Origin of the sequence: Natronomonas amylolytica (assembly GCF_037031205.1) — an archaeon.
Lineage (GTDB): Archaea > Halobacteriota > Halobacteria > Halobacteriales > Haloarculaceae > Natronomonas > Natronomonas amylolytica.
In genome coordinates, this window is sequence record NZ_JAYEZM010000015.1 from 1 (window position 1) to 17,303 (window position 17,303).

Consider the following 17,303-nt stretch of genomic DNA (forward strand, 5'->3'; position numbering starts at 1 on the left):
TATTTAGAGAAGTAAAACGACGTACTTCTTCGTTTAGTAATAGTTTCAGCAACGTGCAGCCGACGACAGCAGAAACATGGCTGCAAGCCTTCGCCGTCTGGTGGAATTCGCTTAACTAAACACGATGGGTTATCCGAGGGAATCCGTCGTCGCCTCGATTCTCACCTCTGTCTCTATGGTCGGTTTCTCGACGACTCCGCTCGTCGACCAGAATGAGGTCTCGCCTTAGTGTTCGACGAACTCGACGAGAACGCCACCGGTCGACCCCGGATGGAGGAAGGCAACCTCGTGGCCCCACGCCCCTCGACGGGGTTCCTCGTCGATGAGGTCGACGCCGACGTCCTCGGCGTTTTCGAGGGCGGCCTCGATGTCGTCGGTCTCCAGCGCGATATGGTGAAGGCCCGGCCCGTTGTTTTCGAGGTACTTCGAGATGGTCCCCTCCTCCTGCGGTTCCAGCAACTCGAAGTAGCCGTTGTCGAGGCCGAGGAACATCACTTTTAGGTCCTCGAACCGCTCTTCGTGAACGATTTCGCAGTCGAACAGGTCTTCGTAGAGAAATGCCAGTCCTTCGGCGTTGTCGGTGGCGACGCCGGCGTGGTCGAAGCGCATACCGGAGGCGTCGCCGGCCGACGCCAAATAGTTCGTGTTCCTATATTCCGGCGCGGTACTCGCCGAAGACGTCGCGCATGGCGTTGCAGATTTCGCCGGTCGTCGCGTAGGCCTTCACCGCATCGACGATGTAGGGCATGACGTTCTCGTCGCCCTCGGCGGCCTCCTTGAGGTCCGCCAGCGCGGCGTCGACGGCCTCGCTGTCGCGGTCCTCGCGGAGTTGCTGGACGCGCTCGCGCTGTTGGCGCTGTTCTTCCTCGCTGACCTCCTCGATGTCCTCCTTGGGGTCCTCGTCGACCTGATACTCGTTGACGCCGACGATGATGCGCTCGCCGGATTCGATCTCGCGCTGGCGCTCGAAGGCGACGTCCTGAATCTGGCCCTGCACGTACTCGTTTTCGACGGCCTGCCGCATCCCGCCGCGTTCCTCGATTTCGTCGAGAATCTCGAAGGCCTCTGCTTCGAGTTCGTCGGTCAGCGCCTCGACGTAGTAGGAACCGGCCAGCGGGTCGATGGTGTCGGCGGCGCCGGACTCGTGGGCGAGAATCTGCTGGGTTCGGAGCGCGGTCCGGACCGACTGTTCGGTCGGCAGGCTGAGTGCCTCGTCCTTGCCGTTGGTGTGGAGGCTCTGGGTGCCGCCCAGGACTGCGGCGAGTGCCTGATAGGCGACCCGGACGACGTTGTTCTCGACCTGCTGGGCGGTCAGCGTCGAGCCGGCAGTCTGGGTGTGGAACTTCAATTGCTTGGAGGCGGGCTTCTCGGCGTCGAAGCGCTCGTCCATCATCTTGTACCACATCCGGCGGGCCGCGCGGAACTTCGCGACTTCCTCTAAGATGTTGTTGTGCGCGTTGAAGAAGAAGGACAGTTGGGGGGCGAACTCGTCGACGTCGAGGCCGGCATCGAGGGCGGCCTCGACGTATTCGAGGCCGTCACCGAGCGTGAAGGCGAGTTCCTGTGCGGCAGTCGCGCCCGCCTCGCGGATGTGATACCCCGAGATGGAGATGGTGTTGAAGTTGGGGACCTCGTCGGCGCAGAACTCGAAGATGTCGGTGATGATGCGCATCGACGGTTCCGGCGGGAAGATGTAGGTGTTGCGGGCGATGTACTCCTTGAGGATGTCGTTCTGGATGGTCCCACGCAACTCCTCGCGGTCGACGCCCTGCTTGTCACCGACAGCGATGTACATCGCCAGCAGGACGGACGCGGGTGCGTTGATGGTCATCGAGGTCGAGACCTCGTCCAGCGGGATGCCGTCGAAGACCGTCTCCATGTCGTCCAGCGAGTCGATGGCGACGCCGGCCTTGCCGACCTCGCCTTCGGCCATCGCCGAATCGGAGTCATACCCCATCTGCGTGGGGAGGTCGAAGGCCATCGAGAGGCCGGTCTGCCCCTCGTCCATGAGGTAGTTGAACCGCTCGTTGGTTTCGGCGGCGGTGCCCATGCCCGCGTACTGCCGCATCGTCCAGAGGCGGCCGCGGTGCATCGTCGAGTAGACGCCGCGGGTGTAGGGTTCCTCGCCCGGGAAGCCGATGTCCTCGTCGTAGTCGAGGTCGGCGACGTCGGCCGGGGTATAGAGCGGGTCGACGGTCTGGCCGCCGGTATCGGTCGTGAACTCGTCTTTGCGCTCCCCGAAGCGGTCGACGGTGGGGCCGTAGGTCTCGTCTTTCCAGTCCTCGCGGCCCTCCTGGATGGCTTCGAGGTCGTCGGGGTCGAACATTATCGAAGAAAGGGGGTGGACGGGGCTTAAGGGTTGGCGGAGTTGTGGTGTAGTCGACAATCTCGGTCTGTCGCCTTTCCGGAGAAGTCAGTTTGAGCAGATGGCTGGCGTACTAGTACAGTTGTCTAACTCGTTGCAGAGTTCGGCCCCCGTTTTTTCGGTTGCACTTGTTGCGGACCCATCGAAAGTACATGAATTCGAATCCCACGTATCGCGGATGAAGTATCGGTCCTCCCCTTCGAATTCGAGAGCGATGATCGATTTTTGGGTATCGAATAGCTGGTTCAGATTGATACTGCTTCCGTCCCCGGAGAGGTTGGCGGTAGCCGTATCCGTTCGCGAAATCGCGCCACCGTCGTGGTACCACGCCCGAAGTTCCTTTCCGTCGAGACTTTCGTCCCCATTGAAAACGAACTTACCGCTGCCGTTAAACTGGGCTATCGACGTGTTAACGTTGCCGTTGGATGGTGCTTGGCACTCGACGGTAAACGCTCGCTCCGCGGAAACGCTGAAGCCAGTTCCGCCGGCCGATATCTCGACGACCACCTCTGCTGTCGTATCTTCAACGCAGTCTACATCGATTGTCACGGATGCATGGGCGCCAGGCCCGAAGTCGTCCGGTTCGTTTTCGTTGATGTCGACATCGTCGAAGGCTTCGTCACCGGTGAGTATCGTTACGGAGAACGTATCTATGTCGGCGGCGAACTGATTCGTCGCTTTGAAGAGATTCGTCGTCCCATCGGCGGAAAGCGTCTCCGGCGGCGTTGCGTTCGGGTCGCCCTCGGGATATTGACTGTCTCCATTTGGATATCGAAGGCCGAGAAACGCCCCTGGGTCACCGACGACATCGATATCCACGTTCCGTTCGACCTCTGCCGAGGTGAAGGCGTTCGAGCCGATTACCAGACTCCCGCTGGCGGTGAACGCACCCATCGAGGCGAGAACGCTTCGGCGGTTCATTCCTCGCTCACCTCGTATCTCTCGGAGCCGATACGGTTCCGTGCGGCGTCGTAGGTGTGAACCACAGCAGAAACAGCGAACAGCGCGACGAGAATGACCGCCAGCCCGAGCCCGGAGAGTTGGGCGAAGGGGAACACCCCCAACCACACGGCAGCGGCGAGCGCCGCCCCCACCGCCGACAGCCCGAGGTAGTACTCGCTCCAGGGGATGTCGTTGTGCGGGACGAACTCCAGATACATCTGGACCTCCTGTGCGTTCTCGGTCAACTCCACCTCCCCGCGCATGTGCTCGTACTCGATGACGCCGGCCTCTTCGAGCTTCGGCAGGTGGTTCTGTCGGAGCGCGGTGTAGACGCGCTTTCGTTCGGTGCTGTCGATCTCGGCCGTCGACGTGTCGTTCTCCCACGCGGTGACGTGGTCGACGAGCTCGCGTAGCTCCACGCGTCGCCCGTCGTGTTGCTTGAGATAGTGCAGCGCACAGCGGCGCCGGTCGTTACTGAGCACCTCGAAGACCTCGTCGCGCGGCAGCGACGAACCGGTCTCCGAGGCCGACAGCGAATCGGAGATAGGCGTCCCTTTCAGACTCATGTTTCCCCACCCAAGGGTCGGTTGCGTCTGACGACTGGCACACTTATTAATCCTTGGGGTCGTTTTGCGGCTCGAGGGAGGTTTGGGACACAAAATCGGCTGCAGTATGCTGGTTTCGAATACTATCTACTTACTTCCCTGGTGATTAAAGCCATTCATTTATAAGTGGGCTCTGTCGACCGATTCGTGGGCGTGTACGGGCCTCTGAGCGGGATTGCACAGTCCGCCGCTACGGATTATAATCGGTGATTAAACGGATTTACCGGTAGTTCAGGATTGGGCTGTGAGCGATTCAGCCCCTTCGTGTCCGTTCGCAGGTCGGGGCTGTGTTCGGTTCTGCCAGTGCATACAGAAGGGGGGATAGGTGCATGGGTGAGATAAGCGCGGAACCACGGCGCGACGCTCGGTCGGTCGATGCGATACCCGTCGTGGGGGCGTGGGGACGCGCGGAACACAAGGTGAACTCAAAATGGAACGACGCAAATTCCTGATCGGTGCGGGTAGTGCAGCAGTGGGAGCAAGTGCGCTCGTCGGCTCGGGCGCGTTTACGAGTGTTAGCGCGAATCGTGATGTTAATATCAAAGTGACGGGTGACGCGAGCGCATTCCTCGCGATCGAGGCTGAAGACACTCCGAATGCCGACGAATACGTCCACACGGAGAGTGACGGTACTGTTTATCTTGAATTCAGAAACACTGACGAAAAAACGAACACCGACGGTGAGGGTGCTGGAAGCGGGATGAACAAGGACGCATCCACGATCTTCGACAATCTGCTCAAGTTTACGAACCAAGGAACGCAGGAGATTCGCGTCGGTGAGGTTGATCCGAGCGGTCACCCCGGTTCGTTCTATGCTGAGAACACCCAAGGAGACGGCTCGGGAAGTTCGTTTGACGTTGACGACTGGCCCGAACCTGCAACTAAGATCGGGGTTGGTGAGTCGATTACGAACGTTGGTTACTGGATTAGTAACCCCGAGGACGCCTTTAGCGGTGATAGTACCCAGTTCACCGTGACGTTCAAAGCCACCCGCGTCGGCGGGAACCAAGACTGACCACCAGATAGGTCTCACAAATGAAACGGCGTAGATTCCTCGCAGGCGCGGGTGCCCTTGCCGGGGCCAGCGGGCTCACAATCGGCTCCGGTGCGTTCACCAGCGTCAGCGCTGAGCGAAGTGTCTCCATCGCAGTTACCGACGACTACGGAGCATTCCTGAGACTGAAGCCGCTCACAGACGCAGGTATTGATAGCGATCCGACTGGTCGCTCATCAACTCCTGGGGATAAGGTCCGGTTCGACATCCCTGGTGTGTACGGCGGCGAAAATCAGGAGGCTGAAGGGGTGGCTCCCGACTCTGTCTATGAGTTTCACGATTTATTACGGATCAAAAACCAAGGAACTCAGGAAGTGACAGTGCAGAGCGAATACCACGGTGGGGCGCTCGAAGAGCTGGCGCTCGTAACTGACGAGGGACGCTTATCTGAGGACCCTCCCAGTCTTCAGGTCGGTGATAGCATTGATGTCGGTCTCTACATCGATACACACGGTTCCGATACCGGTGATTACGATGAGACACTAACAATTGTCGCCGAACGCGCCGGTGGCAATCGAGACTAGCACAGCAGCAAGTAGTAGCCGAGTAAAGGCCTCGGTTACCTCTCGGCGTACTACTTGCCCTAATCCACGCTGGCGCACGGCGGTTCGATTCCGCCGGTGGGTTTCCACGAAGCCAAATATGCAGGAATAATAAATGAGGAGAGTACTCGTCGCTTGCCTTCTCGTCTTGGCGATAGCTGGCCTTGTAGTCTCTACCACCGGTGCAGAGGTCGTAACCCACCAACAGACCGATGTCCTCGAACTCGAACCCGCAGGTGAGGGCACCTACACCCAGATAGACGACGACACCGGCGAAATCCAGATTATCCTCACCGAGGAGAACCCGAACCTGAACGCCGAAGGTGTCAACCCCAATGCCGTCACCGATATCGGCCCGGTGTTCACCGTCGAGAACGTCCTCGAACAGCGGAGCAACGCGACGGTCTGGATTTCCCACGACAGCGACGCCGTCGAGTTCTACGTTCCGGGTGAGGGGGCCGTCGAGAGCCAAGCCGATGGCGTGTTCATGACGCCCGGCGATTCGGCGACGATAGCGATGCGCGTCGACACTCGTGAGACCGACGAGGTCGTGCTGGATTCCATCGACGTGATGGCGGTCCTTGACCCCGCTATCGAGACCGAAGGCTCTGGGGATGTCACCGAACTCCTCTCCGTAGATGACTTCGAGGACGATTCGGACACGGAAACACCCGAGTCGACGGAGACGGATACCGAGACGGAGTCCGCGACCGAGGCACCCGAAACGGACACGCCGGCTCCGAACCAGTCACAATCGACACCGGTTCCGACGGCGTCGGACGACTCGACGCCCGGCGATGGGACGACCGAAACCGACGACCCGGTCGCCGAGCAGGCTGGTCTCGGCTCCCCGGCGTTGCTCGGTATCGCCCTCCTGCTCGGAGGCGTCGTCGCCACGATGCTGCTGTTCCGGCGACTCACCGGACCGTAGCCGTCGGCGTTTCGAGCCCCGATATCGGACGTTCTTTTTACCGCATTCGCCTCGAATTGAGAGGTGATGAGTGACGCGACGGCCGATTCGTTCCTCGGTGCCCTCCGGAAGCGTGCCCGGTTGGGCGATATCGCGCTCTTGCTTTCGGTCCCGTTCGTCCTCGTTGGAGTCTTCTCGCTGTCACTCGCGATTCGGCGGTCGCTGACCTTCGCCTATACGGACCCTACGCTGTTGACCGCCTACACGTCGGCGTTCGTCCACCTCGATTCGACGCACCTGCTGGTGAACGTGGGGGGCTACCTGCTGGTCGCGCCGCTGGCGTACCTGTTGAGCCTCCTGGCCGGTCGGCGCCGCCGGTTCTGGGTCGCCTTTACCGTCTTCCTCGCGGTGTTTCCGGCCGCGCTGTCGTACCTGAACCTCGCTATCGTCCGGCCGAGCGTGGGCTACGGTTTTTCGGGCGTGCTGCTGGCTTTCGTGGGCTACCTCCCGCTCGCGTTGGCGGATTTCGTCGAGGCGCAGTTCGACGCCGACGTCCGCGCGACTCGCTCGCTCGCACCGGCGCTGTTCTTCGTCGGGCTGGCGCTGGCGGCGGTGCTGAGCGTCCGGTCGCTCGTGACTGCTGGGCTCGCGGTGGCGGCGTTGCTGTCGGCGCTGTTGTACGCGCTGCCGGCGTTCGACGAGCGGACGCGGCTCCGGTCGAACGTTCGGGCGGCGGCGAGCATGACGGGACACTTCGAGCTGTTCACCGTCGCCGTGGTGGCCTTCGTGGCGTTCCCGTTCGTGGCGTTCCCGGCCGATTCGACGGGGGACGGCAGCGTCGTCAACCTCTACGTCCATTTGCTCGGCTACGCGCTGGCGTTCGTCGCGACGTACGCGAGCATTGAGGTCGGCGTCCGGCTTCCCGGCGGCGAGGCGTGGGTGTGAGCGCGCAGGTCGGCCGAGGCCGTCCCGCCCGGTGAAACGCTTTTCCCAATCGCCGACGAGGTCTCCGGTACGTGTCGCTTCGAGACTACGCCACCCGGGGGGTGGAGGTTCTTCTGGTAGCGGTGCTCGTCTCGCTCATCGCGGGGGCCGCGCTCGGCCAGCCGATACTACTCTCTTTCGTCGAGACGGGAAGCATGGAGCCGACGATGGAACCCGGCGACGGTTTCGTCGCGATTCCCTCGCCCGTCGCCGGCGACATCGAGGAGGGCGACGTGGTGGTCTTCGAGGCCCAGAACCTCAACGGGGGCGGGCTGACGACCCATCGCGTCGTCGGCGAGACCGAGGCGGGCTACATCACGCGCGGCGACGCCAACCCCTTCACCGACCAGGACGGCGATGAGCCGCCGGTAACGGAGGGGCAAATCGTCGCCGTCGCCCTGCAGGTAAACGGCGAGGTGGTCGTCATCCCGGAACTCGGGACGGGTGCCCAGACGATGCGAGGGCTCGTCGAGGGGCTGCAGTTCCGGCTGGCACAGTTGTTCGGCACGCGGGCGTTCCTCGGGACGCAGGGGCTGGCGCTGTTGCTGTCGGGAATCGGCCTCGCGGTGCTGGTCTTCGGGTTCCTCTTCGACGACGAGCGACGGGGCCGCGTCGTCGAGCGCAGCCGGAACCGCGAAGGGGTTTATAACCCCCGACGGCTGGTCCTCGCGATGGCGGTGTTCCTCGCGCTCGTTTCGGGTGGAACGATGGCGGCGATGTCCGATACTCAGGAGTACGGCATGGTCAGTGCCTCCTTCGATTCGGAGAACCCGACGACGGTGCCGACCGGCGAGGAGCGCAACCTGACCTATCCCGCGCTCAACGGGGGCCAACTCCCGGTCTATGCCTTCTATTCGCCGGCCAGCAGCAACGTCGACGTCAAGCCTCGGTCGATGCGGATGGACCGCGGCGAGCAAGAAAACGTCACGGTGACCCTGCAGGCGCCGCCGGAGACGGGGTATTATCCCCAGTACGTCACCGAACACCGGTACTTCGCGGTGCTTCCCTACGGGTTCGTCGCGTGGCTCTACGGCGTCCATCCGTGGCTGCCGACGGTCGTGACAAGCGCCGTGATGGGTGGGGCCTTCCTCGCGGTCGGCCTACTCGTGGTCGGGGCTTCCCCGATTCGGACACGGGAGCGCTCGCGGGGGTCGTGGCTGTGAGCGGTGGCAACCCTTTTATTTCCCGCCGATAATCGAGGAGACGATGGGAATGTGGGGGGTTCGTGCGAGGGCATCGCTCGATGACTACTTCGCTGTCGCAGTCGTGGCGCTGCTCGTCGTCGGGGCAGTCGGTGCTGCGGCCGTCTACACGGCACACGTCGACCCCGGCACCGAGACGCGGACCGAGGAGGTCGGCGCGTGGCAGTCGACGGCCGGCTACGACCACCGGGCGACCGTCACCGCTGAGAACCGGGTGTTCCCGGTGGGGACGACGCTCGAAAACCGGAGCGTCTACTACACGAACGTCGCGCCGGAACTCAACGGGTCGTTCAGCTACGGCTTCGCGGGCGGCGGCGAACTCGACGTCGAAGCCGAGACGACGCTCGTCATCCGGTCGGTCGGCGAGGAGGGCGCGGTCTTCTGGGAAGTGACCGACCCGCTCGACGAGACGTCGACGACCATCGGTCCCGATGGAACGGCGACGACGGCCTTCTCCCTGAACGTCTCCGCGGTGCGTGCGGAGGTCGACGCCATCGAGGAGGACCTCGGAGCGTCGCCGGGGTCGACCGAGGTTCGAATCGTCACGAACGTCACCGCGACGGGGACGGCAGGCGGTTCCGACGCCAGCCACGAAGCGGGCTACGTGATGACCATCGACCCCGGTGCCGACACCTACTCGGTCGAGGCACCGAGCGGGGACACCGAACGCCATCCTCACACCGGAACGGTGACCGTCGAGCGGGAGTACGGCCCGCTTCGGAGCATCGGTGGCCCGGTGCTGTTGCTGCTGTCGCTTTTGGGCCTTGCGGCGCTCGGCGTCGCCCGAAGTCAGGGGGCTCTCGCCATCAGCGAGGCCGAACGCGCCGCGCTGGCGGCCGAGGCCGAACGCGAGGAGTTCGAGGAGTGGATCTCGACCGGGCGCGTTCCCGAGTCCGTTCGGACGCGGGATGCGGTGGCCGTCGACTCGCTGGCCGACCTCGTCGACGCGGCCATCGACAGCGACCGGCGCGTCATCCACGACCCCGAGGACGACACCTTCCACGTCATCGACGATGGGCTCCGCTACGAGTACGTGCCGGACCACGAGAAAATCGACGACATGGACGGGACCGGAGGACTACTGGAGACGGTCGCGTCGACTGGAGCCGTGGCCGCCGACGATGATGAAGGAACGCCGGAGGATGCCGCCCCGGAAGACGAGTCGTCGTCGGCTGACACCTCGGAGTAGGACACGCCGTCGAACGGACGTCCGGCTTACCTCCCGGTATCGTACTTGTAGGTCGCCTCGTCGGGGTCGATGCCGAAGTCCTCGGCGTCCTCGTCAGGGTCGGTTTCTTCGGGCGGTTCGGTCTCGGCCGCCCGCTTGAACCGCTCGCGGAGGTGGTCGGGCATCTCGAAACTGTCGGTGTCGATGCGCATGGGAACGGCCTCCGGGTCGAGCGACTCGCGTTTGGCTTCGAGGCGGTCCTGCAGTTGGTCGGGCAGCGCGTCTTTCGGGACGCCCTCGAAGCCGAACTGCGCGAGGTAGTCGTGTTCGCTCGTCAGCGAGAAGACGTGGCCGAACCCCTCGGCTTCGGCGCTGTCGACGAGGCGTTCGATGACGTGGGCGCCGACGCCTTGGCCCCGCCAGCCCTCCAGCACGCCGATACTGGTGAGTTCGCAGACCTCGTTGCCCGCCTCGTCCTTGTGGACGCGAATCCGACCGAAGCCGGCCCGGGCGTTCGATTCCTCGTTGACGGCGATGACGTAATCCCGCGACCGGAATGCCGTTTCGTCCAGCCCCATCTCCTCGATGTGGTCCAACAGCCAGGCCTCATCGCGGTTGCGTGCATCCCGGACGTACATACGCGTCCCTATGAGTGGGTGACGCAAAACGGTTCCCCTGCCGTGAGAAAACGAGAAACAGATTTCGTGTTTTCGGACGGAAGAAAACTACTTGCCGTCGGGTGCGAACACGTGACAGTATGGAGTCCCTCGAGGAGTTCGACGAGGTGGTGTACGGCCCCGACGAGTCGTTCGTCGAGTCCACCAACGTCAGGGCGTTCATGGACGAGTACGGCATCGACGACTACGAGGCGTTAATCGAGCGAACCACGTCGGACATCGACGGTGTCGACCAGTCGGGCGTCGAGTGGTTCTGGGACGAGTTGCCCGACTACCTCGGCATCGAGTGGTACGAAACCCCCGACGCGGTCCGGGACGACACCGACGGCCCGCAGTTCACCGACTGGTATCCGGGCGGGAAACTCAACATCGCCCACAACACGGTCGACCGCCACGCCGCCCGCGGTTCGGAGATCCGCAACAAGGTCGCCTGTCTGTGGGAAGGCGAGGACGGCGAGGTCCGGAACTTCACCTACCACGAACTCGCGCGCACGTCGAATCAAGTGGCCAACTATCTCGAATCCGTCGGCGTCGAACAGGGCGATACGGTTGCCCTCTACATGCCGATGGTGCCGGAGGTCATCTCGATTCTCTACGGCTGTTTCAAGGCCGGCGCCATCGCCGTGCCCATCTTCTCCGGGTTCGGCGTCGAGGCGACCGCGACCCGCATCGAGGACCCTGAGGCGGACGTGCTCTTCACCGCCGACGGCTTCTATCGCCGCGGCGACGAGGTGACCCTGAAGGATACCGCCGACGAGGCCATCGCGGAGGCCGACCACGACGTGACCGACGTGGTCGTCTACCGGCGCTTCGAGGGTTCGGACCCGCCGTTGACCGACGGCCGCGACGCCTACTGGGCCGATACCGTCGCCGAGGCCGACGACGACTACGAGACCAAGGAACTCGCCTCCTCGGACGAGTCGATGCTGCTGTACTCGTCGGGGACGACGGGCAAGCCGAAGGGCATCGTCCACACCCACGCTGGCGGGCAGGTACAGCCGGCAAAGGAGGTCTTCTTCGGCTTCGACCTCAAGCCCTCGGACCGCTTTTTCTGGGTTTCCGACATCGGCTGGATGATGGGCCCGTGGCAACTCATCGGGACGCATACCTTCGGCGGGACGATGGTGATGTACGAGGGGGCGCCGGACTACCCGAACCCGGACCGCTTCTGGGAGATGATTGACCGCCACGACGTCACGCAGTTCGGCATCTCGCCGACCGCCATCCGGGCGCTCCGAAAGCAGGGCGATGAGTGGGTCGAGGACCACGACCTCTCGTCGCTTCGACTGCTTGGCTCGACGGGCGAACCGTGGGACCCCGAATCGTGGATGTGGTTCTACGAGGAGGTCGGCGGCGGCGACACGCCCATCATCAACATCTCCGGCGGGACCGAGATTTTCGGGTGTTTCCTGATGCCGCTGCCGAACCAGCCGCTGAAGCCGTGTACGCTCGGCGGGCCCGGTCTGGGGATGGACATCGACATCGTCGACGAGACGGGCCAGTCCGTCAAGGAGGACAACGAGCGCGGCTATCTGGTCGCCCGCGACTCCTGTCCGTCGATGACCAAATCGCTGTGGCAGGGCGACGACCGCTATCTCCACGAGTACTGGTCTTCCTTCGAGGACCCGCCGATGTGGGACCACGGCGACTGGGCCCAGAAGGACGAAGACGGCTTCTGGTACCTCCACGGCCGCGCGGACGACGCGCTGAACGTCGCCGGCCGCAAAGTGGGGCCGGCAGAAATCGAGGGCGCACTCATCGAGCACGAGGCGGTCAATCAGGCCGCCGCCGTCGGCGTCCCCGACGACACCACGGGGACGGCCGTCGTCACCTACGTCGTCCTCGAACCGGGCTACGAGGAAAGCGACGACCTGCGGGAGGAACTCCGCGCGAAGGTCGGCGAGGAACACGGCAAGCCGTTCAAGCCCCGTGAACTGCTCTTCGTCGACGAGTTCCCCAAGACGCAGTCGGGCAAGATCATCCGCCGGGCCATCGAGGCGACCTACACCGGCGAGGACCTCGGGGATATGTCCTCCATCGAGAACCCCGGCGCGCTCGAGGAAATCGAGAACGCGCGATAGCCCCGTAGCGGCCGACCACATCGCCGAGCAGTACTTCTGACGGCGGTCTTCCTACGGACGTTTCCGGTTCTCCTGAACGCGAGTAAAAGGACCACCCGGATGGGTGGGAGAGCGAAGCGAGGGGTCGACCTAGTCGTGTTCCGATGCTGTACGGTTCGTGGAGTGGGTATGGTGGTAGACTACTGCACCACCTCCGTTAGTGTGTGGTATGTGGTAGCATGGTATATATCTTCTGCCGCTCAGACGTGTTCGTCGAGGAAGTCGACGATGGCCCGGTTGGCCTCGATGCGGTTCTCGAGTTTCGTGAAGCCGTGGCCCTCGTCCTCGAAGATCAGCTTCCGGACGGGAACGCCCTGTTTTTCGGCCTCCTCGGCTATCTGTTCGGCCTCGCCGACCGGAACGCGCGGGTCGTTTGCGCCGTGGAGGACGAACAGCGGCGCTTCGATGGCCTCGATGTTGTTGATGGGCGATATCTCCTTCAGCAGTTCGCGGTCCTCGTCTAGCGAGCCGTATTCGGCCTCTCGGAGGTGGCGTCGCCACGAGCCGGTGTTCTCGAGGAACGTCACGAAGTTGGCGATGCCGACGACGTCGATGCCGGCGGCCCACAGTTCGGGCTGTTCGGTCAGCGCCGCCAGCACCATGAATCCCCCGTAGGAGCCGCCCTTGGCGACGAGTCGGTCGCCGTCGATTTCCGGCCGGTCGGCGAGCCACTCGGCAGCCATCTCGACGTCCGCGACGCTGTCCATCCGCTTTTCGACGTCGTCGAGGTGGGTATATTCGCGGCCGTAGCCGGTCGACCCCCGGACGTTCGGTTCGAAGACGGCGTAGCCGTGGGCGAGGAAGTACTGTTTGGTCGGCGAGAAGGAGGGCCGCCGCTGGCTTTCCGGGCCGCCGTGGATGTCGACAATCGTGGGCGCGCCCCCCTCGGGCACTTCGTGAGGAAGCGAGAGGAAGCCCGGAATCTGGCGGCCGTCGAAGGTCTCGTAGCGGACGAGGCCGGCCTCCACGAACGACTCCTCGGGAATCCCTGCCGTCGGCGCGCGGGTCCACCGCTCGGCCTCGCCCGTCTCGAAATCGACGACGTAGACGTTGGTGTTGACCGTATCCGCGGTGGCGGTGACGGCGAAGCGGTCGGCGTCGTCGTCGAAGGCGACGCCCCCGGAGACGCCGGCCGGGATGTCGGGGTCCGGGAACTCCTCGATATCGGTCGGGCCGGCGAGTTCGCCGACGGTCAGTTCGGTGTAGCCGTCGACGTTCCGGGAGTAGACCAGTCGGCCCGTCTCGTCGTCCAGGGCGATGCCGTCGAGGTTCCAGTCGCCCCCTCTCTCGACGGTCTCCAACTCGCCCGTCTCGGCGTCGAGGCGGGCCAGATACAGCGTGTCGGCGTCGAGGTCCGTACAGCAGTAGAGCGCGTCGCCGTCGGGCGCCCACGAGAGGCTCGAATACCGAATCTCCTCGTCGCTGTGGTCGGTGAGATGTGTCATCTCACTCGACTCGATATCGAGGACGTGAACGTCGTGGTCGAAACTCGTGTGGGCCTCGTGGACCAGCAGGCGGTCGTCGCTGGGCGACCAGCCGGCGACCGACAGCCAGCCGTCGCCTTTATAAATCATCTCGGCGTCGTCGCCCGTCACCTCGCGGTCCTGCACGTAGACGTCGAAGACCGACTCGTCGCGGCGGTTCGAGGCGAAGGCGAAGCGGTCGCCGTCGTGGCTCCAGCCGCCCCACCGGTGTTTCGCATCCGCGTTCGTCCAGTTCGTGATTCGGCCGTCCGCATCGAGGCGGAAGAGTTGCTGGCGCTCGTTGCCCCCCTCGTCCATCCCGAAGGCCAGTTCCTGCCGTTCGGGCGACCACGAGGCGAAAGTGACCCGCTCCTCGTAGAAGGTGCGCTGTTCGGGCCACTCGGCCGGGTCGGTCAGCGTCCAGACCTGCGGCGTTCCGGTCGTGTCCATCCGAAAGGAGAGGGTGCCGTCGGGGGCAAAGGAGGCCCCGAAGGCGCTCCGGATGTTGAGATACCGTTCGATGTCGTACACGTCCCGTGCGTGGGGTCGGTGGGTAATAGCGATTCGGCCGTCACGGTCGGGAGAAATCCCACGCCTTTTGAAACGGACCCTCGGAGCTACGAACCGATGCGCCGAGAACGAGAGGAGTCGGTCCCCGACGAGGAGCGGGAGGCGCTGCTGACCATCGCGCACGGCGCCGTCGTCACCTCCGGTGGCGTCTCCGGCCAGCGCGTCCTGATGACGGCGGTGGAGGTCATCCTCGCGCGGGGCCTCGGCCCAACCGCCTACGGGGTGTACGCGCTGGCGTGGCGCATCACCCAACTGCTCGTCAAGCTCGTCACGTTCGGGAGCGTCCCCGCCCTCCAACGATACCTTCCGGCCTACGAGGGCGACCCGGGCCGTCGCTCGGCCGTCGCGGGACTGGCCTACGCCACGACCCTGACGTTCGGGGCGGCGATAGCCGTCGGCATCTGGCTTGCCGCCCCGCAGATAAACGCTCTCACCGTGGCCCAGCCGTCGTTCGTGCCGACGATGCGCGCCTTCGGCGTCCTCGTCGGCCTGCTCGGTGTCGTGACGGTGGGGTCCGCCGTCTTCCGGGCGGTCGGCTCGGCCCGCGGCGAAGTGACGTTCAACAAACTGCTTCGGCCGGCCGCCCGACTGGTCGGCGCCGTCGCGGCGCTTGGGGCGGGCTACTCGGTCGTCGGGGTGGCCGGCGCCATCGTCGTCGCGACGGGCCTGCTCGCGGTGGCCGTCGTCCCGCTTTCCTCGCGGGTGACCGGCATCACCCCCTCGTTGCGCGGCGCCCGACGTGAGGCCGGCCGCTTCTACAACCACGCGGCGCCGGTCGCGATGAGCAGCCTGGGGAAGGTGTTCCAGAACCGCATCGACGTGCTGTTGGTCGGGGCGCTGCTTTCGGCCGTCGCCGCCGGGGTGTACAACGCCGTCCTCGTGTTGATAGCCATCGCGTGGATTCCACTTCTGTCGTTCAATCAGCTGTTGCCGCCGGTCGCCTCCGACCTGTACGCCGACGGCCGGACGGGGACGCTCAACGCCGTCTACTCGTCGGTGACGCGGCTGATAGTCACGACCGTCGTTCCGATACTGGCCGTACTCGTCGTCTACGGCCCGACCTACACGCAGGGGTACGTCCCCCTCGTCGTCTACCTCGGCGGCGTCTTCGTCGGCAGTGCCGTCGGTGCGACCGGGTGGCTCCTGATGATGACCGACCACCAGTACGCCCGGATGGCGCTGGACTGGCTTCTCGCGGCCCTCAACGTCGGCCTGACCTACGCGTTCGTCCTGCGGTTCGGCCTCGTGGGCGCCGCCCTCGGTACCTCGCTTGCCATCGCCATCCAGAACGGGATTCAGGTCCTCCTGTTGCGCCGCTTCGAGGGATTGTGGCCGTTCGACCAGACGTTCCTCACCCCGCTGGCGGCGGGCGCCGTCGCGCTCGCGGTGATGTGGGTTGTTCGACTCGCCGTGTCTGGCCTGCCGGCCGTCGCCGTCGGCGCCCTCGTCGGTACTCTCGCGTACGTGGCGAGCCTCCACGTCCTCGGCGTCGACCCACGGGACCGACTCGTCGTCCGTGAACTGGCCGACAGGTACGCCAGCGACCTGACGCGGTTGCTACCTCGGTGACCTGCCCTCGGCGTCCGGAAAATCGACCCCACCCCGATTCCCCATCCATTTTTGCCACCCGCCCTCGTCGTCGGTCGCATGCGAATCGCGGTCGTCTTCAGGTCCCCGCCGCCGCAGTCCGACCGTGACGGCGCTGCCCGCCTCAAACGGCTCGCGGTCGCCTTCGCCGACCGCGGCCACGACGTGACCGTCTACTGCGTCGGTTGGTGGGGCGAGGACACCCGCCGAATCCACCTCGACGGCGTCACCTACGAGGCGGTGGTCCACGACCGGCCCGCCCTCTTCTATACCCGCCTCACCGGCCTGCTGGCCCGCCACCGCCCCGATGTCGTCCTCGTCTCGCCGGACCCGCCGGGTACCGTCGTCTCGGCGCGAATCGGCGCCCTCACCGCCCGCGCGCCGCTGGTCTGTGACTGGTACGGCGACGAACCCGGCGCCGCCGATTCCGGATGGGCCGGGACCGCCGCCCGCCTGCCGGCCCGCGTCGTGACGCCGTCGGAACTCCAGCGCACACAGGTCCGGGAACGCGGCGCGTCGGGCGAGCGAACCGTCGTCGTCCCCAACGGCATCGACTTCTCGCTGGTCGAATCGACCGCTCCCGGCGAGCGCTGCGAGGTGGTCTACGCACGGGACCTCGACGAGGCGGCCAACCTCGAGAGCCTCCTGCTCGCGCTGGCGGAACTCCGCGGACAGGACGGCTGGACGGCGACGGTCGTCGGCGACGGCCCCGAGCGCGAGGCCTACGAGACGCAGGCCCGCGACCTCGCCATCGGCGACCGCGTCGAGTTCGTCGGCGACCTCGACCGCGAGGACCGAATCGCGGTCTATCGTGGCGCCCACACGTTCGTCCAGACGTCGCGACGGGAGGCCTTCGCCGACGAGTTGCTGTGGGCGCTGGCCGCCGGCTGTGTCGGCGTCGTCGAGTATCAGGAGGGCTCCAGCGCCCACGAACTCGTCGAGCGGCGCGAACGCGGCATCCGCGTCACCGACATGGAGTCCCTCGACGACGCCATCGCCGACGCGTGGACGTTCGAGCATCGCGACCTCGATACGGATTTCCGCGAGTTCGACCGCGACGCCGTCGTCGAGGACTACCTCGAACTGTTCCGCGAGTGCGGCGCCGAGTAACGCG

The 17,303-nt window shown here is 64.7% G+C and carries 15 protein-coding genes and 1 pseudogene; 10 read left to right on the top strand and 6 right to left on the bottom strand.

Annotated features, from left to right (window positions below; all coding sequences use genetic code 11):
* Window positions 1-119 (top strand): annotated as a pseudogene (locus U5914_RS16615) (IS6 family transposase); the annotation flags it as partial.
* A 106-nt stretch (window positions 120-225) separates the two neighbouring features.
* Here the strand turns inward: U5914_RS16615 and mce are convergent.
* The 4 genes from mce to U5914_RS16635 form a co-directional block, all read right to left on the bottom strand.
* The gene (gene mce, locus U5914_RS16620) at window positions 226-609 is read right to left on the bottom strand and encodes a methylmalonyl-CoA epimerase (RefSeq protein WP_336136866.1); all 384 of its coding nucleotides are present in this window, start codon (window positions 607-609) and stop codon (window positions 226-228) included.
* Window positions 610-649: 40 nt separating this feature from the next.
* On the bottom strand, window positions 650-2,326 hold the full coding sequence (locus U5914_RS16625) for an acyl-CoA mutase large subunit family protein (protein ID WP_336136867.1): 1,677 nt from the start codon (window positions 2,324-2,326) through the stop codon (window positions 650-652).
* Between the two features lie 87 nt (window positions 2,327-2,413).
* Window positions 2,414-3,286, bottom strand: coding sequence for a hypothetical protein (locus tag U5914_RS16630; protein ID WP_336136868.1), 873 nt, complete (start codon window positions 3,284-3,286; stop codon window positions 2,414-2,416).
* Complete coding sequence (locus U5914_RS16635; RefSeq protein ID WP_336136869.1) at window positions 3,283-3,873, bottom strand: DUF7344 domain-containing protein; 591 nt, start codon at window positions 3,871-3,873, stop codon at window positions 3,283-3,285. Before U5914_RS16635 ends, U5914_RS16630 begins: the two co-directional genes overlap by 4 nt.
* Before the next feature lie 469 nt (window positions 3,874-4,342).
* Here U5914_RS16635 and U5914_RS16640 point away from each other — a divergent pair, with 469 nt between their 5' ends.
* The 6 genes from U5914_RS16640 (at window position 4,343) to U5914_RS16665 (ending at window position 9,793) form a co-directional block, all read left to right on the top strand.
* A complete protein-coding gene (locus tag U5914_RS16640) occupies window positions 4,343-4,927 on the top strand; it encodes a hypothetical protein (protein ID WP_336136870.1) in 585 nt (194 codons plus the stop codon).
* A 20-nt stretch (window positions 4,928-4,947) separates the two neighbouring features.
* Window positions 4,948-5,490, top strand: a complete 543-nt coding sequence (locus tag U5914_RS16645) for a hypothetical protein (protein ID WP_336136871.1) — start codon at window positions 4,948-4,950, stop codon at window positions 5,488-5,490.
* Between the two features lie 133 nt (window positions 5,491-5,623).
* A complete protein-coding gene (locus tag U5914_RS16650; RefSeq protein WP_336136872.1) occupies window positions 5,624-6,439 on the top strand; it encodes a DUF1102 domain-containing protein in 816 nt (271 codons plus the stop codon).
* 66 nt (window positions 6,440-6,505) lie between these two features.
* On the top strand, window positions 6,506-7,363 hold the full coding sequence (locus tag U5914_RS16655) for a hypothetical protein (RefSeq protein ID WP_336136873.1): 858 nt from the start codon (window positions 6,506-6,508) through the stop codon (window positions 7,361-7,363).
* Window positions 7,364-7,434: 71 nt separating this feature from the next.
* Window positions 7,435-8,565, top strand: a complete 1,131-nt coding sequence (locus tag U5914_RS16660) for a signal peptidase I (protein WP_336136874.1) — start codon at window positions 7,435-7,437, stop codon at window positions 8,563-8,565.
* A gap of 43 nt (window positions 8,566-8,608) precedes the next feature.
* Complete coding sequence (locus tag U5914_RS16665; protein ID WP_336136875.1) at window positions 8,609-9,793, top strand: DUF5305 domain-containing protein; 1,185 nt, start codon at window positions 8,609-8,611, stop codon at window positions 9,791-9,793.
* A 26-nt stretch (window positions 9,794-9,819) separates the two neighbouring features.
* Here the strand turns inward: U5914_RS16665 and U5914_RS16670 are convergent, their stop codons facing one another.
* The gene (locus tag U5914_RS16670) at window positions 9,820-10,410 is read right to left on the bottom strand and encodes a GNAT family N-acetyltransferase (RefSeq protein ID WP_336136876.1); all 591 of its coding nucleotides are present in this window, start codon (window positions 10,408-10,410) and stop codon (window positions 9,820-9,822) included.
* 119 nt (window positions 10,411-10,529) lie between these two features.
* Between U5914_RS16670 and U5914_RS16675 the strand changes: the two genes are divergently transcribed.
* Window positions 10,530-12,530: an AMP-binding protein gene (locus U5914_RS16675; RefSeq protein ID WP_336136877.1), complete on the top strand. Its 2,001-nt coding sequence runs from the start codon at window positions 10,530-10,532 to the stop codon at window positions 12,528-12,530.
* A gap of 239 nt (window positions 12,531-12,769) precedes the next feature.
* Here the strand turns inward: U5914_RS16675 and U5914_RS16680 are convergent, their stop codons facing one another.
* The gene (locus tag U5914_RS16680) at window positions 12,770-14,563 is read right to left on the bottom strand and encodes a S9 family peptidase (protein WP_336136878.1); all 1,794 of its coding nucleotides are present in this window, start codon (window positions 14,561-14,563) and stop codon (window positions 12,770-12,772) included.
* A 96-nt stretch (window positions 14,564-14,659) separates the two neighbouring features.
* Here U5914_RS16680 and U5914_RS16685 point away from each other — a divergent pair, with 96 nt between their 5' ends.
* The gene (locus U5914_RS16685; protein ID WP_336136879.1) at window positions 14,660-16,171 is read left to right on the top strand and encodes a lipopolysaccharide biosynthesis protein; all 1,512 of its coding nucleotides are present in this window, start codon (window positions 14,660-14,662) and stop codon (window positions 16,169-16,171) included.
* 78 nt (window positions 16,172-16,249) lie between these two features.
* Window positions 16,250-17,299, top strand: coding sequence for a glycosyltransferase family 4 protein (locus U5914_RS16690; RefSeq protein ID WP_336136880.1), 1,050 nt, complete (start codon window positions 16,250-16,252; stop codon window positions 17,297-17,299).
* Window positions 17,300-17,303 lie beyond the last annotated feature (4 nt).